The sequence below is a fragment of the Mycolicibacterium anyangense genome (assembly GCF_010731855.1).
GTDB classification, from domain to species: Bacteria; Actinomycetota; Actinomycetes; order Mycobacteriales; family Mycobacteriaceae; genus Mycobacterium; species Mycobacterium anyangense.
On record NZ_AP022620.1, the window covers coordinates 3,654,987 to 3,676,341 of the forward strand.

At 67.7% G+C, this 21,355-nt stretch carries 18 protein-coding genes; 12 read left to right on the forward strand and 6 right to left on the reverse strand.

Translation table 11 applies throughout. The features are described 5' to 3' along the window. Positions 1-13: 13 nt before the first annotated feature. The 5 genes from G6N35_RS17315 to G6N35_RS17335 all read right to left on the reverse strand — a co-directional run bounded on the left by G6N35_RS17315 (position 14) and on the right by G6N35_RS17335 (position 4,963). A complete protein-coding gene (locus G6N35_RS17315) occupies positions 14-466 on the reverse strand; it encodes a hypothetical protein (protein ID WP_163805365.1) in 453 nt (150 codons plus the stop codon). An 81-nt stretch (positions 467-547) separates the two neighbouring features. Continuing rightward, the gene (locus G6N35_RS17320; RefSeq protein ID WP_163807744.1) at positions 548-1,381 is read right to left on the reverse strand and encodes a type IV toxin-antitoxin system AbiEi family antitoxin; all 834 of its coding nucleotides are present in this window, start codon (positions 1,379-1,381) and stop codon (positions 548-550) included. Between the two features lie 125 nt (positions 1,382-1,506). After that, on the reverse strand, positions 1,507-2,631 hold the full coding sequence (locus G6N35_RS17325; protein ID WP_407664558.1) for a DUF4185 domain-containing protein: 1,125 nt from the start codon (positions 2,629-2,631) through the stop codon (positions 1,507-1,509). Positions 2,632-2,660: 29 nt separating this feature from the next. Further along, complete coding sequence (locus tag G6N35_RS17330; protein WP_163805367.1) at positions 2,661-3,695, reverse strand: aspartate-semialdehyde dehydrogenase; 1,035 nt, start codon at positions 3,693-3,695, stop codon at positions 2,661-2,663. Between the two features lie 2 nt (positions 3,696-3,697). Next, entirely contained in the window at positions 3,698-4,963 is a 1,266-nt protein-coding gene (locus tag G6N35_RS17335; protein ID WP_163805368.1) for an aspartate kinase, read from the reverse strand. A 93-nt stretch (positions 4,964-5,056) separates the two neighbouring features. On the opposite strand from G6N35_RS17335, the gene G6N35_RS17340 reads away from it, so the two are divergent. Next, positions 5,057-5,686, forward strand: a complete 630-nt coding sequence (locus G6N35_RS17340; protein ID WP_163805369.1) for a nitroreductase family protein — start codon at positions 5,057-5,059, stop codon at positions 5,684-5,686. Here G6N35_RS17340 and G6N35_RS17345 read toward each other — a convergent pair. Continuing rightward, positions 5,669-6,112, reverse strand: coding sequence for a hypothetical protein (locus G6N35_RS17345; protein WP_163805370.1), 444 nt, complete (start codon positions 6,110-6,112; stop codon positions 5,669-5,671). The two genes, G6N35_RS17340 and G6N35_RS17345, sit on opposite strands and share 18 nt — an antisense overlap. A gap of 144 nt (positions 6,113-6,256) precedes the next feature. Here G6N35_RS17345 and G6N35_RS17350 point away from each other — a divergent pair, with 144 nt between their 5' ends. The 11 genes from G6N35_RS17350 to G6N35_RS17400 all read left to right on the forward strand — a co-directional run bounded on the left by G6N35_RS17350 (position 6,257) and on the right by G6N35_RS17400 (position 21,352). Then, the gene (locus G6N35_RS17350) at positions 6,257-7,510 is read left to right on the forward strand and encodes an ammonium transporter (RefSeq protein WP_163805371.1); all 1,254 of its coding nucleotides are present in this window, start codon (positions 6,257-6,259) and stop codon (positions 7,508-7,510) included. A 93-nt stretch (positions 7,511-7,603) separates the two neighbouring features. Continuing rightward, complete coding sequence (glnT, locus tag G6N35_RS17355) at positions 7,604-8,920, forward strand: type III glutamate--ammonia ligase (protein ID WP_163805372.1); 1,317 nt, start codon at positions 7,604-7,606, stop codon at positions 8,918-8,920. A gap of 30 nt (positions 8,921-8,950) precedes the next feature. Further along, positions 8,951-9,847 carry a class II glutamine amidotransferase domain-containing protein gene (locus G6N35_RS17360; protein WP_163805373.1) on the forward strand — a complete coding sequence of 299 codons (897 nt, stop codon included), beginning with the start codon at positions 8,951-8,953 and terminating at the stop codon, positions 9,845-9,847. After that, entirely contained in the window at positions 9,835-10,557 is a 723-nt protein-coding gene (locus G6N35_RS17365; protein ID WP_163805374.1) for a GltB/FmdC/FwdC-like GXGXG domain-containing protein, read from the forward strand. The genes G6N35_RS17360 and G6N35_RS17365 overlap by 13 nt, the downstream gene beginning before the upstream one ends. Then, a complete protein-coding gene (locus G6N35_RS17370) occupies positions 10,557-11,891 on the forward strand; it encodes an FMN-binding glutamate synthase family protein (RefSeq protein ID WP_163805375.1) in 1,335 nt (444 codons plus the stop codon). The genes G6N35_RS17365 and G6N35_RS17370 overlap by 1 nt, the downstream gene beginning before the upstream one ends. Continuing rightward, on the forward strand, positions 11,888-13,075 hold the full coding sequence (locus G6N35_RS17375) for an NAD(P)/FAD-dependent oxidoreductase (RefSeq protein WP_163805376.1): 1,188 nt from the start codon (positions 11,888-11,890) through the stop codon (positions 13,073-13,075). Before G6N35_RS17370 ends, G6N35_RS17375 begins: the two co-directional genes overlap by 4 nt. A 7-nt stretch (positions 13,076-13,082) precedes the next feature. Further along, entirely contained in the window at positions 13,083-13,724 is a 642-nt protein-coding gene (locus G6N35_RS17380; RefSeq protein ID WP_163805377.1) for a type II toxin-antitoxin system RelB family anti-toxin, read from the forward strand. 201 nt (positions 13,725-13,925) lie between these two features. Further along, positions 13,926-15,725 carry a 2-isopropylmalate synthase gene (gene leuA / locus G6N35_RS17385; RefSeq protein ID WP_246224627.1) on the forward strand — a complete coding sequence of 600 codons (1,800 nt, stop codon included), beginning with the start codon at positions 13,926-13,928 and terminating at the stop codon, positions 15,723-15,725. Between the two features lie 113 nt (positions 15,726-15,838). Continuing rightward, positions 15,839-17,311, forward strand: coding sequence for a DUF3375 domain-containing protein (locus G6N35_RS17390; protein ID WP_246224342.1), 1,473 nt, complete (start codon positions 15,839-15,841; stop codon positions 17,309-17,311). Next, positions 17,308-17,997: a DUF4194 domain-containing protein gene (locus tag G6N35_RS17395; protein WP_163805379.1), complete on the forward strand. Its 690-nt coding sequence runs from the start codon at positions 17,308-17,310 to the stop codon at positions 17,995-17,997. Before G6N35_RS17390 ends, G6N35_RS17395 begins: the two co-directional genes overlap by 4 nt. Next, positions 17,990-21,352: an ATP-binding protein gene (locus G6N35_RS17400; protein ID WP_163805380.1), complete on the forward strand. Its 3,363-nt coding sequence runs from the start codon at positions 17,990-17,992 to the stop codon at positions 21,350-21,352. The genes G6N35_RS17395 and G6N35_RS17400 overlap by 8 nt, the downstream gene beginning before the upstream one ends. Positions 21,353-21,355: the final 3 nt, after the last annotated feature.

The window sequence follows — 21,355 nt, forward strand, 5'->3', positions numbered from 1 at the left end:
TCGGGTTGATCGGTCAGGGGCGCGGAATCGGCGTCGCCGTGGCACCCGGGCCGCCGCTGCCCGGCATCCCCGGACCGGCGCCCGGTCCGGGGCCGGGGCCCATGCCCGGTCCGCCGAACGGGCCGGGACCGCCGGGTCCACCAAACTCACCGGGGCCGCCGGGCCCGCCCGGCATCATCGGCATGGGGAACATCGGCGGTCCGATGCGCTCGCGGAATTCGGAGTTGTGGTGACGCCAGCCGCCGTCATAGCCGCTGTGGCGGCCGAGCGCGAAGCCGGTGAAGAACACGGCGCCGACGATGAAAATGACGCCCGCGACGATCGCCACCCAGGCAGCCACCTGGTACAGGCGGCTGGGTCGCTGCGGATACACCGGTGGAACGTAGGCCGGTGGTGGAGGGGGCGGGGGAAGGGTGGCGACGGGGCCGGTTGCGGGTTCCTCGACCCGCTCGGGTGTATCGGTCATGCCTTCGATCATCCGAGCCGGGCGCATAGCGCGCCGTAGGTAACGGCTTTGAAATGGATGTGAATGCTGCGGTACCACTGGCTAGGACAATCCCCGCGACTGCAACGCAACGCGAACCCGACGGACGACGCCAGCGGGCGCATCCTCCTTGACCACCCGGATCACGATCCAGCCCAACCTCTGCAACAACTCATGACGGCGCACATCGCGGACATACTGCGCTCGATCACTGCGGTGCTGGTCACCGTCGTACTCCACTGCGACCTTGACTTTCTCCCACCCCATGTCCAGCCGGGCGATGAAAAGGCCACAGTCATAGACCTCGATCTGGGTAACCGGAGCCGGGAAACCCGCCTCTACCAACAACACTCGCAACCAGGTTTCACGGGGCGACTCTGCCCCCGGATCGACGAGGGCCAAGACCTGCGGCAACCGGCGCACTCCACGCGCGCCTGGATGACGGCGCGCAATCTGCTCGACCTGCTCAGCGGTGTATCCCGACGCGCGCGCCAGCGCATCTAGTCTCGCCAACTCATCTCGGCCGCGGCGTCGCGCCAGGTCGAACGCGGTGCGCGCGGGTGTGGTCACCAGGAGACCCGATCTCACCATCACCTCGTCGGGCAGCAGTGTGTCGTTATAGGTGGCAATACCTGGCGGCGGCCGCGTATTGGCCGATACGAGTTCGATGTCGAGATCGTCGTCGATCCACTTGGTGCCATGCCATGCCGCCGCCGCACATCCTGCGATGGCAGCAGTTCGACCCGACCACAGCCACGCCGCGACGGTTCTGCAGCGCAGTGTCAGCTCGATCGAGTTGTGGACGTAAACGCCGGGAAAGACCGCGCGGTGCTGTGTTCTCAAGGCGTGCCGAGTGAGTCTCCCGTCCAGCAAGGCGTCCTTGCCCACAAACGGCATAGGGTGCACGCGTCACAGGATGGCGGCTCGCGGGTACTCGCGGTTTCGCGCATCCACAGCTCACCCAGACGTGCACCAGGGCGGGATCCTGGCCTCAATCCCGCCCAGGCTTCAGCCTCGGCGTATCAGCTGTCCCAGGGCTTGTAGGGATTCACCGCGAACTGCAGCACCCGGTATGGTGCGCGGTCGCGCGGGGCGGTGTTCCATTGGCTGACGAAAACCCGGACCTCGTCGAGCGTGGAACCCGGCGAGATGTAGCCGCCATAGGGCTGGGCCAACCGATTGTCGTCGGGAGCGGGTAGTGCGTCGGCGGGATCGGGCCATTGCCCGGCCTGCACCACGGTCGTCACCGGCGCGCTGCCCAGCCCGGTGGGGTCGTAGGCCACCCGTACTTCCATGTTGCCGGTGCTGGCGTTGAAGTAGGACAGCACGGTCTTGCCGTCGATCTGGCGGATGCTCATCTCCCCCACCCGATCGGGCCACAGCGGTGTCGGGGGCTTGTTCCAGCCGGCGGCAGCCGACCAGCCCTGCCAGCGGCTGCGGTCGGTGAAGTCCTGCGGTGCAACCCGGTAGAGCATCACCGGCCCGGTGCGGTCGAAGTTGTTGGCGACGACGTACACCCACCCGGTCGGCGAATCCGGGGTGGGGATCGGGTCGTAGTAGCCGCTGATCTGGGTCTGCCGCTCACCGGCGTAGCCGGCCGCGCGCACCGAACCCGGCACGGTCTGCCAATTACCTTGTCCAGCTTCGGCTTTGACCAGTCGGGAGCTCTGCGGCGTCAGATTCTTGGTAGTGGTCACCAGCAGATAGTTCTGCCGGTTGATCGAGACGACACCGGCGGGCAGTTGCGATGCGCCGGCCGGTGTCGGGTCGGCCAGCAGGGGCTTGTCCACACCGGTGACGCCGGTGTAGCGGACGCCGGCCGGATCGTCCACCGAGTCTCCGGCGACGTGCAGGGCCACCGGCGAGAACCAGCCGCCGAAGCCCACGCCCTGCCCGGCGAAGCTGTCACCGCAGATCTGCAGCAGCTCGGTGGGGAACTCCATGAACTCGCAGAGATCGGTGGCGCCGATACCGTAGTCGCTGGTGGGAGTGCCGGTGCCCGCCGTCGGGCCGATGAGCGCCACCTGTCCCGGCGCCAGGGGCGCAAGGATCGGGTCCGGTGCCGGACTCGGCGGGTCAGCCCGTGCGGCTGGCGCGAATACCAGCACCGAGATCGACGAAATGGCGCACGCCACTCGCAGTTTCACGCCCAAACTTCGGTTTCGGCGTGAGGAGGTCAAAGCTGGGCGGCCAGCAGTTCGGCGATCTGGATGGTGTTCAGGGCCGCACCCTTGCGCAGGTTGTCCCCGGACAGGAACAGCGCCAGCCCGCGACCGTCGGGCACACCGGGATCCTGGCGGATACGGCCCACCAGGGTGTCGTCCACTCCAGCGGCGGCCAGCGGGGTGGGCACGTCCACCAGCGTCACGCCCGGCGCATCGGCCAGCAATTCGGTGGCGCGGGCCGGCGAAATCGGTTGGGCGAACTCGGCATTGATCGACAGCGAGTGACCGGTGAACACCGGGACTCGCACACAGGTGCCGCTGACGGCCAGGTCAGGGATGCCGAGGATCTTGCGGCTCTCGTTGCGCAGCTTCTGATCCTCGTCGGTCTCACCGGAGCCGTCGTCGACCAGCGCACCGGCCAGCGGCACCACGTTGAACGCAATGGGCGCAACGTATTTCACCGGCGCCGGGTAGTCCATAGCAGAGCCGTCGTGCACCAGTTCCTCGACACCATCGATCACCGCGCGCGCCTGGGAGGCCAGCTCCTCGACCCCGGCCAGTCCGCTGCCCGACACCGCCTGGTACGTCGAGGCGATCATCCGCACCAGCTGCGCCTCGTCGTGCAGCACCTTGAGCACCGGCATCGCGGCCATCGTGGTGCAGTTCGGGTTGGCGATGATGCCTTTCGGCCGATTGCCGGCGTCCCGTGCGAAGTTGACCTCCGAGACCACCAGCGGGACGTCGGGATCCTTGCGCCAGGCCGAGGAATTGTCGATCACGACCACACCGGCGGCGGCGAACCGCGGCGCCTGGACCCGCGACATCGTGGCACCGGCCGAAAACAGCGCGATGTCAAGGCCACTGGGGTCGGCGGTCTCGGAATCCTCGACCTCGATCTCCTGACCGCGGAACGGCAGTTTCTTGCCCGCCGAGCGTGACGACGCGAAGAACCGCACACTGGTGACCGGGAAGTCACGTTCCTCGAGCAGGGTGCGCATGACCTGGCCGACCTGTCCGGTCGCGCCGACGACTCCGATGTTCACCATCGTCAGCGCCCCGTCCCGCCGTATACCACGGCCTCTTCCTCGCTGCCCAGGCCGAACGCCTCATGCAGTGCGGCCACGGCCTTGTCCAGCTCGGAATCCTTGACCAGCACCGAGATTCGGATCTCCGAGGTGGAGATCAGCTCGATGTTCACCCCGACCTCGGCCAGCGCCTCGCAGAACGTGGCGGTGACGCCCGGGTGGCTGCGCATACCGGCGCCGACCAGCGACACCTTGCCGATGTGGTCGTCGTAGAGCACCTTGGTGAAGCCGATCTCGCCCTGCAGCGAGGCGAGCTTCTCCACCGCGGCGGGCCCCATGTCCCGCGAGCAGGTGAAGGTGATGTCGGTCTTGCCGTCCTCGACCTTGGAGATGTTCTGCAGCACCATATCGATGTTGATGTCGGCGTCGGCGACAGCCCGGAACACCTTGGCGGCGTAGCCGGGTACGTCGGGCAGACCGACAACAGTGACCTTGGCCTCGCTGCGGTCGTGGGCAACTCCGGTCAGGATGGCGTCTTCCATGGGGATGTCCTCAATAGATCCGGTGACGATCGTGCCGGGCTTGTCGGAGTACGACGACCGGACGTGAATCGGAACGTTGTAGCGGCGGGCGTATTCCACGCACCGCAGCATGAGTACCTTCGCGCCGCACGCCGCCATCTCCAGCATTTCTTCGAAGCTGACGGTGTCGAGCCGGCGGGCATTGGGCACGATGCGGGGGTCGGCGGTGAAGATGCCGTCGACGTCGGTGTAGATCTCGCACACGTCGGCGTGCAGCGCGGCGGCCAGCGCCACCGCAGTGGTGTCCGACCCGCCGCGGCCCAGGGTGGTGACGTCCTTGCTGTCCTGGCTGACCCCCTGGAAGCCGGCGACGAGGACGATCTGCCCCTCGTCGAGCTCGGCCCGCAGCCGGCCCGGGGTGACGTCGATGATCTTGGCGTTGCCGTGGGTGCCGGTGGTGATCACGCCGGCCTGCGATCCGGTGAACGAGCGGGCATGAGCGCCGAGCGACTCGATGGCCATCGCCACCAGGGCGTTGGAGATCCGCTCTCCGGCCGTCAGCAGCATGTCGAGTTCGCGCGGCGGCGGTGCCGGGCAGACCTGGCGGGCCAGGTCCAGCAGTTCGTCGGTGGTGTCGCCCATGGCCGAAACCACCACGACGACGTCGTTACCCTGCTTCTTCGTCTCGACGATGCGCTCGGCCACCCGACGAATCCGCTCGGCGTCTGCCACCGAGGATCCGCCGTACTTCTGCACGACGAGCGCCACTGTCTGCCCTTTCTGCATGCGTGGGGTTGCCCATAAGGATAAGGGGTATACGCACATGCTTTTTCCGCCGAGATCGGCGGTAGCGTCGCGACCGTGGCCGACCAACCGTCCGACCGGCGTGCTGATACCCGGGTGCCGCTGCACCCGCCGATCGCCCAGCGATGGAGTCCGCGGGCCTTCGACCCCGGGGCGACGGTCTCCGACGAGCAGCTCACCGCCCTGTTGGAGGCGGCCCGCTGGGCCGCGACCTGGGGAAATCGCCAACCGGTGCGGTTCGTGGTCGCCCGGCGGGCTGGAGCGAAGCGACCCGGGGAACAACTCCGACGGGGTGACGAAGCGTTCGAGGCGCTTTCCGGCCTGCTCAGACGGGGCAACAGCTACGCGAAGGCGGCCGGCGCGCTGATCCTGCTGTGCGTCGACGAGGGCGAGGACGAGCGGACCGCGCTGTACGCGGCGGTCGACGCGGGCGCCGCGGCGGCCAACCTGGCCATCGAGGCGGTGGCCCGCGGGTTGATCGCCCACCCGATGGCCGGGTTCGACGTCGACGCCGCGCCCGCTGTCCTGGACCTGCCGGCCGGCGTCCGTCCGCTGATCATGATCGCCGTCGGCACCCTGGGCGACTACCGCACCATGGCACCGGAGATCCTGGAGCGCGACTCCCGTCCCCGCGAGCGCCTGCCGCTGCCGGACGTGGTGCTCAACTGGTCAGGAACAGGCCTTTGAGAGCTGGTTGGTGACCGCGGTGATCTGATCGGACAGCGCCTGCATCTGGTAGACGATCACCGGTGCCGGCGCCCCCGGTGCCCGGGTGTCCTTCTCGGCGCGCACCTTGGGCAGATCCGTGACGAACTCATTGGCCAGCTGCGCGAGCTGGACGGCCTGGGCCGCCAGGGCTGGATCGGTGACCTTCTGCGACCGCTCGGCCAGGCCGTCGGCCCACTGCTGGTACATCAGGTCGTCATTGGCGGTCGGCGTACCGGTACCGCCCTTGGACTCGATGAGCTGGGACTGGCTCTTGTTGTAGTTCAGCATCTCGATCACCGGCTTGCACTTCTCCGGCGGCTTGTCGAAGTAGGACCAGATGGCGTACCCGGCGGCAAGAACGAGGACGAGCACGGTGAGGGTCCAGCGGGGCGGACGACGACGCATGACCGAAGCGTAGCGACGCCGGAGATTCGTAACTCCCCGGCAACAACCGATCACCGTCTACGTAACAGAAACATTGTTCACTGCTAGTGAACGAAGGGGCTGGGCGGCGCCGCCCACTCGACGACATTTCTGGCAGGAGAGTAGATGGATACAGGGACCACAGCATTCATGCTGTGTTGCATCATCGGGCTGACGATGATGATCCCGGGCCTCGCGCTGTTCTACGGCGGCATGGTCTCGGTCAAGAGCTCGACCAACATGATGATGATGACGTTCGGCGCTGTCGCCGTCGTCGGCGTGCTGTGGGTGCTGTTCGGCTTCTCGATGACGTTCGGCACGTCCTACGGCGGTTTCGTGGGTAACTTCACCGAGTTCCTCGGCATGAAGAACCTGATGGATCCGCAGACCACGATCTCCGGTCTACCGGTCAGCCTGTTCGCGTTGTTCCAGGCCCTGTTCGCCGCCATCACCGTGGCGCTGGTCTCGGGTGCGGCCGCCGACCGGATGAAGTTCGCGGCGTGGATGGTCTTCGCCACCGTCTGGGCGGTGCTGGTCTACTTCCCCGTCGCGCACTGGGTCTTCGCCTTCGACGGCGTCGTCACCAAGGACTCGGTTGGCGGCTGGATTGCCAACAGCCTCAAGGCCATTGACTTCGCCGGTGGCACCGCAGTGCACATCAACGCCGGAGCCGCCGCGCTGGCGGTGGCGATCGTGCTCGGCAAGGGCGCCAGCTGGGGCAAGCTGCGCAAGCCGCACAACGTGCCGCTGACCCTGCTCGGCGCCGGGCTGCTGTGGGCCGGCTGGTACGCCTTCAACGGCGGATCTGCTCTGGCAGCAGGCAATTCGGCTGCCATCGTCATGGTCACCACGTTCGTCGCCACCTGTGCGGCCACCCTGGCCTGGCTGGCCGTCGAGAAGATCAAGGACGGTCACGTCACCGGAGTCGGAGCCGCAGCGGGCGCCATCACCGGCCTGGTCGCGATCACCCCGGCGTGTGGTTCGGTGACGCCGGTCGGAGCGATCATCCTGGGTCTGGTCGCGGGCGCCATCTGCCCCTACGCGGTGGGCCTCAAGGAGAAGTTCGGCTACGACGACTCGCTCGACGTGGTCGGTGTCCACCTGGTCGGTGGCGTCATCGGCACCCTGCTGATCGGCTTCCTGGCCAGCGACACGATGCCCAACAAGATCAACGGCGTGTTCTACGGCGGCGGTTTCGACCAGCTGTGGCGCCAGGCCGTCGCCGCCGGCGCGGTGATGATCTACTCCTTCGCCATTGCCTACGGCATCGCCTTCGCGATCAAGAAGACGATGGGCATCCGCATCTCGCCGGAGGAAGAGGAAAAGGGCATCGACGCCCACGTGCACCGCGACCTGGCGTACGAGCTCGAGTACGCCTGACGAGGGCCCGGGCCGGGCGCGCACCCTTCACCCAGCGCGTCCGGCCCGTCCTCTCGATAGCCCTTATCCGCACGAAAGAACCTGTCGGAGAACATGTCCCCCACCACCCTTGCCGAGCTGGCCGAGGCGTCGGCAACGAAGTTCATCCTTGCGCTATTCGTCGATCTGCGCGGAAAGCCCTGCGCCAAACTGGTTCCGGTCGAGGCCATCGGCCTGTTGTCCACCGAGGGCGTCGGGTTCGCCGGGTACGCCGTCGGAGCCATGGGCCAGGAGCCCAAGGATCCCGACATGATGGCCATCCCGGATCCGGAGTCGTTCACCCCGATCCCGTTCATCAAAGAGGGCCTGGCGATCGTGCACTGCGATCCGCACGTGGAGGGGCGGCCGTGGCCGTTCGCGCCGCGGGTGATCCTGAAGTCGCTGATCCAGCGCGCCGCCGACGCCGGGTTCGAGCCGTGGGTCGGCGCCGAGGTGGAGTACTTCCTGCTGACCCGCGGAGCCGACGGCACGCTGGCTACCGCCGATGTGGCCGACACCGCGTCCCAGCCCTGCTATGACGCCCGCGGCGTGACGCGGATGTATGACCACCTGACGTCGATCTCGACGGCGATGAACACGCTGGGCTGGTCCAACTACGCCAACGACCACGAGGACGGCAACGGCCAGTTCGAGCAGAACTTCGAGTACTCCGACGCACTCACCACCGCCGACCGGGTCATCACACTGCGCTACCTGCTGTCGATGATCGCGGCCGAACGCGGCATGGTGGCCACCTTCATGCCCAAGCCGTTCGCCGACCGAACCGGAAGCGGCCTGCACCTTCATCTTTCGCTCACCAGCGGGGGAACGCCGGTGTTCCCCGCGGCCGGGGACGAAGACAGTCGCGGGCTGGGACTCTCGCCCACCGCGTACGCCTTCATCGGCGGAATCCTCGACCATGCCTGTGCCCTGCAGGCAGTGGTGGGCCCAACGGTCAACTCCTACAAGCGAACCGGGGCGCTGACCACGGCCTCCGGGGCATCCTGGGCACCGAAACTGCCGACCTACGGCGGCAACGACCGCACCCACTACATCCGGGTGCCGGACTCCCAGCGCATCGAACTGCGGGGCGGTGACGGATCCGCCAACCCGTACCTGGCGATCGCCGCAGCGCTGGGCGCCGGGATCGACGGCATCAAACGCAGCCTGGACCCCGGCGACCTGGGCGCGGCCATCGGCCGAACCCCGCTGCCGCCGACACTGTTGCACGCCGTCGACGAACTGCAGACCGATCCGGTGATCACCGGCGTTCTCGATGCGGCGGGTGACGGTGTCGCGGACTACTTCGCGACCATCAAGCGCAACGAATTCTTCGCCTACCACAGCGCGGTGTCCGCGTGGGAGGTCGACCAGTACCTGACCGCCTTCTGAGCGACGCCGACACCCAAGAAAGGAACCACCATGTGTGGGATCGTGGGACTTCACCTGCGCAACCCGGAGCTCTACCCCCGGCTCGGCGAGCTGCTTACCGGCATGCTGTGCGAAATGTCCAATCGCGGAAGCGATTCAGCCGGTGTCGCGGTATACGGCGACCCGACCTGGTCACCGCCGGGACGCAGCACCGTCTCGGTGCTCGACGTGGTCGCCGGAACCGACGAGATCACCCGGGCTCTGGGTGAGGCACTGGGCGTGACGGTCTTGGCACACCATGTCGACGAAACGCTGCTGGTCTCGGCCGACGTCGCACCCCAGACGCTGCGGGCCGCGGTGGCCGCGCATTTCCCCGCCGCACTGATCGCCGGCTTCGGACGGGATCTGGCCGTCCTCAAGGGAGTTGGCCACCCCAAGGCGCTGGCCGAGGCCTGGGGTCTGGCCGAGGCGCAGGGCTGGCAGGGCGTCGGGCACACTCGGATGGCCACCGAGTCCGCCGTGGTGCCCGCCGGTGCGCACCCCTACGCCGTCGGCCCGGAGCAGTGCCTGGTGCACAACGGATCGTTCGCCAACCACGCCACCATCCGCCGCGACCTGATGGCGCACGGCGTGGTGTTCGACAGCGAGAACGACACCGAGGTGGGCGCCCGGTTCGTCGCCGAGCAGCTCGGTGCGGGCCGCGACGTGGAGACCGCACTCAAGGAACTGTGCGCCACCTTCGACGGCTTCTACACCCTGCTGGTGTCCAACCACGACTCGTTCGCCGTGGTGCGCGACGCGATCGCCTGCAAGCCGGCCGTGATCGCCGAGACGGACGACTGGGTGGCGATGGGCAGCGAGTACCGCGCCCTGGCCGGCCTGCCCGGCGTCGAGAACGCCGTCATCTGGGAGCCCGAGCCGGAGGTGGTCTACGCATGGACGAGGTGAACCGGCGGGCAGGAGCGCAGCGACCGGGGGATCCAACACGGTACGACCTGAGCAGCACACCCCTGCGGGAGGTCAACGCGGCCTTGCACGCACCTGGCGTTTCCGGTGAGTTCCTCATCACCAATCCCGCTGGCGCGCACAACGTCGCGGTCGGAGTCGACGCGCCGTTGCGGGTCACCGTCGACGGCCACGTCGGCTACTACGCCGCCGGGATGAACAAGCAGGCCGAGATCATCGTCAACGGCAATGCCGGTACCGGGGTCGCCGAGAACATGATGAGCGGCACCGTGTGGGTCAAGGGCAATGCCTCGCAGTCCGCCGGTGCCACCGCGCACGGCGGCCTGCTGGTCATCGAGGGCAATGCCGCCGCGCGGTGCGGAATATCGATGAAGGGTGTGGACATCGTCGTGGGCGGCAGCGTCGGGCACATGAGTGCATTCATGGCCCAGGCCGGCCGCCTGGTCATCCGCGGTGATGCCGGCGAAGCACTCGGTGACTCCATCTATGAAGCACGCCTTTATGTTCGGGGTGATGTCGCCTCTCTGGGCGCCGACTGCGTGGCCAAGGAGATGCGCGACGAGCACCATCAGGAGCTGAGCCGGCTGCTCAAGGCGGCCGGGTTCGACGACGACGACACGGCGGCCTACACCCGCTACGGCTCGGCCCGTGCGCTCTACCACTTCCATGTCGACAATGCGGCGGTGTACTGATGACCTACTCCTACGACGAGCGGACCCAGCGCGGCCTGCGCGAGTCGGCCACCTTCGACCGGGCTACCATCGCGGCCATCCAGCGGGCGGCAGAGACCGGCATCTACGACATCCGCGGCTGGGGTGCCAAACGTCCGCTGCCGCACTTCGACGACCTGCTGTTCCTGGGCGCGTCGATGTCCCGGTACCCGCTGGAGGGTTACCGGGAGCGTTGCGACACCGACGTCATCCTCGGTGATCGGCACGCCAAACACCCTCTGCACCTGGATATCCCGGTGACCATCGCGGGAATGTCGTTCGGCGCACTGTCCGGGCAGGCCAAGGAGGCGCTGGGCCGCGGTGCCAGCGAGGCGGGCACCTCCACCACCACCGGCGACGGCGGCATGACACCCGAAGAACGCGGCCAGTCCAAATACCTTGTCTACCAGTATCTTCCATCGCGGTACGGGATGAACCCGGATGACCTGCGCAAGGCCGACGCCATCGAGGTGGTGCTCGGACAGGGCGCCAAGCCCGGCGGGGGCGGAATGCTGCTGGGGCAGAAGATCTCCGAGCGAGTCGCCGCCATGCGCACCCTGCCCGAGGGTATCGACCAGCGCTCAGCCTGCCGGCATCCGGACTGGACCGGGCCGGATGATCTGACCATCAAGATCAACGAGCTGCGCGAGCTCACTGACTGGGAGAAGCCCATCTACGTCAAGGTCGGCGCCACCCGCACCTACTACGACGTGAAGCTGGCGGTGGCCGCCGGTGCCGATGTCGTGGTGGTCGACGGGATGCAGGGCGGCACCGCCGCCACCCAGGACGTCTTCATCGAGCACGTCGGCATCCCGACGCTGGCGGCACTGCCGCAGGCCGTGCAGGCACTGTCCGAGCTGGGCGTGCACCGGAAGGTTCAGCTCATCATCTCCGGTGGCATCCGCACCGGAGCCGACGTCGCCAAGGCGATGGCGCTGGGCGCCGATGCGGTGGCGATCGGTACCGCCGCCCTGATCGCGCTGGGCGACAACAGCCCGAAGTACGCCGCCGAATACGAAAAGCTCGGCAGCGCAGCCGGTTTCTACGACGACTTCCAGGACGGCCGCGACCCGGCCGGGATCAGCACCCAGGATCCGGAACTGGCTGCCCGGCTCGACCCGATCGAGGGTGGCCGGCGGCTGGCGAATTACCTGCGGGTGCTCACGATGGAAGCCCAGACGATCGCGCGGGCCTGCGGCAAGGCACACCTGCGGCATCTCGAACCCGAGGATCTGGTCGCGGTCACCATCGAGGCCGCAGCCATGGCCCGGGTGCCGCTGGCCGGCACGTCGTGGATTCCCGGGGCGGGCCTGTGAGCGAGACTGCGGACATCGTCATCGTCGGCGGCGGGCTCGAGGGGTGCGCCGCCGCCTGGGCGCTGGCTCAACGCGGCATCACCGATGTCGTTGTGCTGGAACGCCATACCGTCGGATCGGGGATGACGGGCAAATCCAGCGGCATCGTCCGCTGCCACTACGGGGTGAGCTCACTGGCCGCCATGGCGGCCGCCGGTCTGGAGGTCTTCGAGAAGGCCGAGGAGATCTTCGGCGGGGACATCGGCTTCCGCCAGACCGGCTACGTCGTCGGCGTCGGCGAGCCGAACGTCGACTCACTGCGCAAAAGCCTTGCCGCCCAGCGTGAGGTGGGCGTGCAGACCGAGGAGATCGACGCCGGCGAGGTGGCCAAGCTGTGGCCGTTCGCCGATCTGTCGCCGTTCGCCGCCTTCGGCTGGGAGGCCCGCGGCGGCTACGGCGACGCCTATCAGACCGCCCAGGCGTTCGCCGTCGCCGCGCGGGCGGCGGGCGTGCGCATCAGGCAGGGTGCCGAGGTCACCGGGCTGCTCACCGACGGCGACACCGTCACCGGGGTCCGGCTGGCCGACGGCAGTCAGATCAGCGCCGGCACCGTGGTGGTCGCCACCGGGGTGTGGACGCAGCCGCTCCTGGCTCCCTACGGCGTCGACGTCCCGATCCGGGTGGTCCGCGAGCAGATCGTGATGATCTCGCCCGGCATCGACCTGGGGCCGGTGCCGGTGTTCTCCGACCTGGTGTCCCTGCAGTACGTACGCCCGGAAGTGGGCGGCGATGTGCTGTTCGGCAACAGCGATCTGTCCGACGTCGCGACCGCCGATCCCGACGACTACCTCAACCGGGCGACCGAGGATTTCGTCGACCTCACCGTCAACAAGGTCGGTACCCGCTTCCCCGGTTTCCCCGAACCGGCGATCGCCACCAGCTACGCGGGCTGCTACGACGTCACACCCGACTGGAACCCGGTCATCTCCCTGAGCGGGCGGGACGGGCTGTTCGTGGCCGCCGGCTTCAGCGGGCACGGCTTCAAGATCGCGCCATCGGTCGGGCGGCTGGTCGCCGACCTGGTGGTCGACGGTCACAGCAGCGACCCGCGGATCCCGGAGAGCGACTTCCGGCTGTCCCGTTTCGCCGAGGGATCGCTGCTCAAGAGTCCTTACCCCTACGTCGGTGCTGGGCAGATGCGATAGTGCGGTTGTGACAGATCTGCTGCGCAACCAGTCGGGTACCGCACGTGACCGCGAACCCGACGAGCCGGTGGCCGAGCTGGAGTTCGAAGCGGCCATCGCCCGCAATGTGCGCCAGCTCCGCCAGCAGCTCGGGTTGTCGGTCGCCGACATGGCCACCCGGATCGGCATCTCCAAGGCGATGATGTCCAAGATCGAGAACGCCCAGACCTCCCCCAGCCTGTCGACCCTGGCGTTGCTGGCCAAAGGGTTCGACGTCCCGGTCACCACCCTGTTCCGTGGCGCCGATGTGGAGCGGCCGGCGGCCTTCGTCAAGGCCGGGACCGGGGCGCGGATCGTGCGCAACGGCACCCGCGAGGGCCACGAGTACGAACTGCTCGGCTCACTGCGCGGTGAGCACAAACGGCTGGAGTGTCTGCTGGTCACGCTGTCGGAGAAGAGCAAGACCTACCCGATGTTCCAGCATCCGGGCACCGAGTTCATCTACATGCTCTCCGGCGTGATGGAGTACGCGCACAGCCGCTCGGTGTACCGGCTGCACCCGGGTGACTCACTGCAGATCGACGGCGAGGGGGCGCACGGGCCCGTCGACCTCGTCGAGGTGCCGATCCGGTTCCTGTCGGTGATCGCCTTCCCGGACTCGCAGGTCTGAGCTGTCAAACCCCAGGCTTTGGCCGGGTGACGCATCGGGAGTACAGTACGACCTTGTGCAGCGGGTGCTCCTTCTCGGACGCCGCGACGGGGTCTGATCCAGACTGGCCTCCCGTCGCGGGTATTCGCGATGCGCCGGTCTGAAGTCCAATCCAAGACACCCGGAGCCCTGATCGTGACCACCCACATTTCTTCCCATTCGATGGATGCCGCGGATGCTTTCGTATCCGCACGAACCATCAAGACCCCCGCCGGACCGCGCCAGGATGGCCAGCCGGCATACAACACCCAGCGCAACTCCTCGATGGCAACGTTCCGCTACCGGCCGTTCGCCGACGAGGTCGAAAAAATCACCCTGGCCGACCGGACCTGGCCCGACAAGGTCATCGACCGGGCCCCGCTGTGGTGCGCGGTCGACCTGCGCGACGGCAACCAGGCCCTGATCGACCCGATGAGCCCCGCCCGCAAGCGCCGGATGTTCGAGCTGCTGGTCAAGATGGGCTACAAGGAGATCGAGGTCGGTTTCCCGTCGGCCAGCCAGACCGACTACGACTTCGTCCGCGAGATCATCGAGCAGGGCGCCATCCCCGACGATGTCACCATCCAGGTGCTGACCCAGTGCCGTGACGAGCTGATCGAGCGCACCTTCGAGGCCTGCCACGGCGCCCCGAACGTGATCGTGCACTTCTACAACTCGACGTCGATCCTGCAGCGCCGGGTGGTGTTCCGCGCCGACCGCGACGAGATCAAGAAGATCGCCACCGACGGCGCCCGCAAGTGCCTGCAGGAGGCTGCCAAGCACCCCGGCACGCGGTGGCGTTACGAGTACTCCCCGGAGTCCTACACCGGCACCGAGCTGTCCTACGCCAAGGAAGTCTGCGACGCGGTCTCCGAGATCATCGAGCCCACCCCGGACTGGCCGCTGATCGTCAACCTGCCGGCCACCGTCGAGATGGCCACCCCGAACGTCTACGCCGACTCGATCGAGTGGATGAGCCGTAACCTGGCCCGCCGGGACTCGATCATCCTGAGCCTGCACCCTCACAACGACCGCGGAACTGCCGTCGCCGCAGCCGAATTGGGCTATCAGGCGGGCGCGGACCGCATCGAGGGCTGCCTGTTCGGCAACGGTGAGCGCACCGGCAACGTCTGCCTGGTGACCCTCGGGCTGAACATGTTCTCCCGTGGGGTGGACCCGCAGATCGACTTCTCCAACATCGACGAGATCCGCCGCACCGTGGAGTACTGCAACCAGCTGGGCGTCCACGAGCGGCACCCCTACGGCGGCGACCTGGTCTACACCGCCTTCTCCGGCAGCCACCAGGACGCCATCAACAAGGGCCTGGATGCCATGAAGTTCGACGCTGATGCCGCCGACAAAGACGTCGACGACATCCTGTGGCAGGTGCCGTACCTGCCGATCGACCCCAAGGACGTCGGGCGCACCTACGAGGCCGTGATCCGGGTGAACTCCCAGTCCGGCAAGGGCGGGGTGGCCTACATCATGAAGGCCGACCACGGCCTGGTGCTGCCGCGCCGCCTGCAGATCGAGTTCAGCAAGGCGATTCAGCAGATCACCGACGGCGAGGGCGGCGAGGTGTCGCCCAAGGAGATGTGGGACGCGTTCGCCGACGAATACCTGGCCCCGATCCGGCCGCTGGAGCGCATCAAGCAGAAGGTGATCGGCTCGGAGACCGACGGCGGGATCGACGTCATCGAGGCGACGGTGAAGATCGACGACGTCGAGACCGACATCCGTGGCCAGGGCAACGGCCCGCTGGCCGCGTTCGTCGACGCTCTGGGCACCGTCGGCTTCGACATCAGCGTCCTGGACTACTCCGAACATGCGATGTCCGCCGGTGAGGAGGCCGCCGCGGCAGCCTACGTGGAGGCCTCCGTCGGTGGCCGCACCGTGTGGGGTGTCGGCATCGCCACGTCGATCACGACCGCGTCGCTGCGCGCGGTGGTTTCGGCGGTCAACCGGGCGGCGCGGCTGGGGTAACCCGGCCGCCACGCCGGTGGCGGCGACACGCCGTGCCGACACGATGGCCGTCGGGCCGGTCGCATATCTTGGACGCTTCGATGACTACTCGCAGAAGCCGGGAGAGGGCCTAGGTGGACGACGCAGCTGTGTCCACCGATCGGGGGTCCATCGCCGAGCTCGAACAGTCCAACCGCGACATCCAGGCCTCGCCGACGATTCGCCTGCTCGCGGCGCTGAACCTGAGCATGTACGCCACGCTGATGGAGCGACACCTCAGCACTGGCGTGGCGGTGGAGACCGAACTGGTGGTGGCCCTCGAGCGTGACCTGGATGCGTTCGACCGGCCCGACGGGCTGTCCGGGCTGGCCCTGATCAAGCTGTGGGCCAGCCAGGGTTGGCTGCACCGGGTCGCCGACACGCGCAGCGGCTACGAACGCAACCTGTGTTACCTGACCCAGGACGCCCGCCGCGCGCTGGACTTCCTGCGCGGTATCCGCCGCCAGGACACCATCGCCACCGGCGGGTCGATCAACGGCATCGCCTCGCGGCTCAAGCAGGTGGCCATGCGCGTCGGCAACGATCCGGACCGGATCCGCGCCGGCATCCAGGCGCAGATCGCCGCACTGCAGGCCGAACTCGACGAGCTCGACGCCGGTGTCACCCGCGTCGTTGACGACGTCACCGACTCCTATGACGAAGCGCATGCGATCGCGCTGCAGATGGAACGGCTGATCACCGACATCGGCCAGTACGGCACCATGATCGAGCAGGCCACCGCGGCACTCGACGAGCCGATCGAGACCAACGTCGAATACCGCGACCGGCAGCGCCAGATGTACGCCGACTACCAGGCGGCCTGGGACTCGCAGGGCCGCGACTCCCACCGCGCTTTCCTGGCGATGGTCAACGACCCGGACCAGCGCGCCGAGTTCGAGGCCGATGTCGCCGCCGTCGCCGATGCGCTGCCGTCGCTGGATCCGGCGCTGCGCAAGGTGATGACCGGGTTCTTCGAGCTGGTCGGCCAGCAGATCGACGAGGTGGAGCGCATCCAGCAGCGCTGCGCCCAGCGGGTCAAGCGGTTCACCGCGTTCGGCACCCTGGAGCAGAGCCGTGGCGTGGCCCGCCAGCTGAACTCGGCCATCGGCGCCGCCCGCGCCCTGCTCAAAGAGTCGCTGACCGACTCGCGGCTGGACCTCGAACTGCCGCTGGCCCGGCACACCATCAGTTCGATCGGTGCGCTGAGCTTCCGGATCAGCGACCTGTCGACACCCAAACCGGCGCAGGCCGCGCAGAGCACCGTCGACCTGGCCAGCTTCGCCGCGCTGACCACCCAGGTCGACGCCCCCGGGATGTCGGAGATGATCAACACCGCGGTCGCCCGTGGCCCGCTGTCGCTGCCCGACGCGGTATCCATGCTCGACTCGGCCTATCTGGGCCACGTCATCGTGCTGTGGTCGTGGGCGCTCAAGCAGCCCCGCACCGGCGACGCGCAGGAATCGACGACAGTCCGCTTCCAGTCGCTGGACGGACGTGACCGGGAGATCGAGGTCCCGCTGCTGATGTTCACCGAACCCATCTCGACGCTGCAGGGAGCCGCGCAGTGAGCACCGAACCGGCCATCGACTTCTCGTCCCTGCCGCAGGTCAACAAGACCTCCCGGGTGCCGGCCGAACGCCGGCCGCGTTTCGACGGCGATGTCGGCGAGCTGCCGGACCGGGCCTGCTGGGCGCTGCAACACCTGCTGACCCGCCGCTACATCAGCGCCGAGGCTGACCGCGAACTCTACGGCTGGGTGCTCGAGTACCGCGACCAGCTCAGCATCCGGCTCTCCGAGCTGGATCTGCTGCTGCGCGTCGTCGAGGGTGTCGAGGTCGCCTTCATCGAACAAGCCCGCTACGAATCGGCAAGGGGCGTCAAGCTTTTGCGCCGTGAACCGCTGGGCACCTACGACTCCATCCTGGCGCTGCACCTGGCCCAGATGATGCGTGCGGCCGGCGACCAGAGTGTGCTGATCTCCCGCGACGAGATCCACGGTCTGTTCACCGGGGTGCTCAACGACACCGACCGCGACGCCGTGACCTTCGCCGCCCGCATCGACGGGGCCATCGCCCGGTTGGCGGGCCTGGATATCCTGCGCCGCAGCCGCGACGACGAGGACAGCTACACCATCAGCCCGGTGATCACCGCCGTGATGACCGCGTCGGTGATCGCCGAATTGCAGGAGCAGTTCGAACTCCTGCTCAGCGGGGGCGCGCCACAGGAGCAGGAAGAGGTCGACGTCGATGCCTGAGCAGTTCCACCTGTCGCGACTGCAGGTCATCAACTGGGGTGTCTTCGACGGCTACCACGACATCGCGTTCACCGACGGTGGAGCACTGATCGCCGGAGCCTCCGGTAGCGGCAAATCCTCACTGCTGGATGCCATTTCGCTGGGATTCCTGCCGTTCAACCGGCGTAACTTCAACGCATCGGGTGATCATTCGGCAGCCGGTTCCAACGCGGGCCGCCGCACCGTCGACAAGTACGTGCGCGGCGCCTGGGGTGAGCGCACCGACGGTGGCACCAGCCGGGTGATGTACCTGCGCGGGGAAGGCACCGCGTGGTCTGCCGTCGCGGTCACCTACGCCAGCAACACCGGCCGCAGCGTCACCGGCCTGGTGCTCAAGTGGCTGGTCGGCGAATCCCGGTCGGACTCCTCGAGCCGGTTCGTGCTCTCCGACGGGGACCGCGACATCGAAGAAGTGTGCAACCGCTGGGCCGCGGGCCGGTTCGACAGCAATGTGTTCAAGGACGACGAGTGGCGGTTCTCCACCAAGGTCGAATCCCAGTACCTCGCCCAGCTGTACGCCACCATCGGCATCCGCGCCTCGGATGCCGCCCAGCAGCTGCTCGGCAAGGCCAAATCGCTGAAAAGCGTTGGTGGACTTGAACAGTTCGTGCGGGAGTTCATGCTCGACGAGCCGGAGAGCCTGGCCCGGCTGCCCGAAGCGCTCAAGCAGATCGACCCGCTGGTGGAGGCCCGCGAACTGCTAGCCGTCGCGCAGCGTAAACGCAAAATACTCGGCGACATCGAGAACATCCAGCAGCGGTACGCCTCGGAGTCCACCGATCTGGGCATCATCGACCTGGTCGACGTGTCGATGGTCCGGGCCTACACCGACCACGTGCGGCTGGCCCAGTGCCCGGCCCAGATCGAGGCGCTGGACAGCAGCATCGACCAGCTCGGCAACGAGTACGAGGACGTCACCCGCACGCTGAATCTGGCCAAAGCGGAATCGGATTCACTCAACGCCCAGATCAACGGGTCCAGCTCGACGGTCGGGCCGCTGCAGTCGCAGGTGGCCGGCGCGGAGGCTCAGGCCGACGAGGTGTCCCGGCGCTGGGCGGCCTACGAGGCCATGGTGGAGGCCCAGGGCCTCGATGTGCCCGAGGACGCCGACGAGTTCTGGAATCTGCGCGACGAACTGACCAGGCAGGCCACCGAATTGCTGGCCCGGCTGGACCGCGGCCGCGAGGCGTCCACCGATGCCGAGTACGCGCAGAAGGTGGCCCGGCTGGCCCGCGACGAAGCCGTCAAGGAGCTGCGCCGGGTGGAGCACGTCGGCTCGGCGCTGCCGGAGTCGGCCATCACCATGCGCGAACAGATCTGTGCCGCAGTCGGTATCGAGCCCGGTGACCTGCCCTATATCGCCGAGCTGATGGACCTGCGTCCCGAGCAGAGCCGCTGGCGGGTGGCCGTCGAGAAGGTGCTGCGCGGGGTCGGCCTGCGGCTGCTGGTGCCCGATCAGCATTACGCGGCAGTACTGCGCTTCGTCAACGAGACGAACATGCGCGGGCGGTTGCAACTGCACCATGTGCGCCCCTCGGCCAGCGGCCGGGAGGCCGAGCCGAACACGTTGGCCGGCAAGCTGTTCGTCGTCGACCCCGATCACCCGTGTGCCGCCGAGGCGGCCGACGTGGTGGCCGCGGCCGGCGACCACATCTGCGTCGACACCCCGGACGTCTTCCCCCGGTTCCGGCGCGCGGTCACCGACGCCGGCCTCTACAAGGACTCCGACCGGCTGGCCATCAAGGACGACCGGCGGGCACTGCGCCCCTCGGAGTACATCTACCAGGGTGACGTCGCAGCCAAGATCGACGCTCTGACAGTCGATCTCAGCACCGCCGAAGAGGCCTACCGATTAGCCCGCCGCGCGGCCGACGACATCGCCGCCGAGCGTCAGCAATGCCGCGACCGGGCCGCGGCCTACAAGGCGATCTGCGAACAGTTCCCGCAGTGGAGCCACATCGACACCGAGACCGCCGACAAGCACGCCGAGCGGCTGCGCGAGCAATTCGAGATCCTGCTGGCCGACCACCCCAACATCGAGGCGCTGTCGGCACGCGCCGAGGAGTGCTGGACGGAGATCCAGACCCTGATGACGCGCCGCGGGGCGATCCAGACCCGGCGCGACGACCTCGACATGCGCCGCACCCGGCTGCTGGAGTTGCAGGAGCGCCTGACCCCGGCATTCGTCAGCGAACCGCTGACCGAGCTGCTGGACCGCTACTCCGCAGATCTGCCGGTGCCGCTGGAACTGCTCGATCCCGAACCGCACCGCGACGCGTTGTTCACCGCGATCCGCCGCGAGCGTGAGCAGCTACGGGAGAGCCGCCGTCGCTCCTATGACGAATTGGCCCGCATTCTCAACACTTTCGACACCGCGTTCCCCGACGCGATCCCCAACGACAGCGATGTGTTCGACGAGCGGGTGCACGACTACGTGGCGTTGTGCAAGCACATCGACGAGCGCGAACTACCCGAGGCCTACGAGCGGATGATGCGTCTGGTGACCGAGCAGGCACCGGATGCGATCCTGACCCTGCACCGGGTGGCCGAGCAGGCGGCGCGGCGAATCAGCGATCAGATCGCCCGGGTGAACACCGGTCTGGGGTCGGTGGAGTTCAACCGCGGTACCCGCCTGACGTTGCGCGCCACCCCGCGCCAGCTGACCGCGGTGTCCGAGCTCACCGATATCGTGCGGTCCATCTCGGGTCGTATCGCCGAGGTCGGACTCGGCGACAACCAGGCCATCCTCGATCAGTACGCCGACATCATTCGGCTGCGAAACCGGTTGGCGGCCAACACTCCTGAGGACAAGGCTTGGACCCGCGACGCCCTGGACGTGCGCAACCGATTCACCTTCGACTGCGCCGAGTGGGATGTGCACACCGACGAGCTGATCCGCACGCACAGCAACGCCGGCGACAACTCCGGTGGTGAGCAGGAGAAGCTGATGGCGTTCTGCCTTGCCGGTGCGCTGAGCTTCAACCTCGCCAGCCCCGACAGCGTGGACAACCGGCCGATCTTCGCGCAGCTGATGCTCGACGAGGCGTTCTCGAAGTCCGACCCGCAGTTCGCCCAGCAGGCGCTGCAGGCGTTCCGCAAGTTCGGGTTCCAGCTCATCATCGTGGCGACCGTACAGAACGCCACCACCATCCAGCCCTACATCGACAGTGTGGTGATGGTGTCCAAGACCGACGCCAACGGCCGCAATGCCCGGCCGGTGGCGACGGTGGCGACCAAGACGATCTCGGAGTTCTCCACGCTGCGCAAGCAGATGAGTTCGTCGGCTCCCGCCGACCTGGTGGCAGCCGAGGTCTGACGC

Bases quoted from the DNA above. Each gene is read 5' to 3' on its own strand.
- G6N35_RS17315 (WP_163805365.1), bottom strand. From the start codon at position 466: ATGACCGATACACCCGAGCGGGTCGAGGAACCCGCAACCGGCCCCGTC.
- G6N35_RS17320 (WP_163807744.1), bottom strand. From the start codon at position 1,381: ATGCCGTTTGTGGGCAAGGACGCCTTGCTGGACGGGAGACTCACTCGG.
- G6N35_RS17330 (WP_163805367.1), bottom strand. From the start codon at position 3,695: ATGGTGAACATCGGAGTCGTCGGCGCGACCGGACAGGTCGGCCAGGTC.
- G6N35_RS17345 (WP_163805370.1), bottom strand. From the start codon at position 6,112: ATGCGTCGTCGTCCGCCCCGCTGGACCCTCACCGTGCTCGTCCTCGTT.
- G6N35_RS17350 (WP_163805371.1), top strand. From the start codon at position 6,257: ATGGATACAGGGACCACAGCATTCATGCTGTGTTGCATCATCGGGCTG.
- glnT (WP_163805372.1), top strand. From the start codon at position 7,604: ATGTCCCCCACCACCCTTGCCGAGCTGGCCGAGGCGTCGGCAACGAAG.
- G6N35_RS17360 (WP_163805373.1), top strand. From the start codon at position 8,951: ATGTGTGGGATCGTGGGACTTCACCTGCGCAACCCGGAGCTCTACCCC.
- G6N35_RS17365 (WP_163805374.1), top strand. From the start codon at position 9,835: ATGGACGAGGTGAACCGGCGGGCAGGAGCGCAGCGACCGGGGGATCCA.
- G6N35_RS17370 (WP_163805375.1), top strand. From the start codon at position 10,557: ATGACCTACTCCTACGACGAGCGGACCCAGCGCGGCCTGCGCGAGTCG.
- leuA (WP_246224627.1), top strand. From the start codon at position 13,926: ATGGATGCCGCGGATGCTTTCGTATCCGCACGAACCATCAAGACCCCC.
- G6N35_RS17400 (WP_163805380.1), top strand. From the start codon at position 17,990: ATGCCTGAGCAGTTCCACCTGTCGCGACTGCAGGTCATCAACTGGGGT.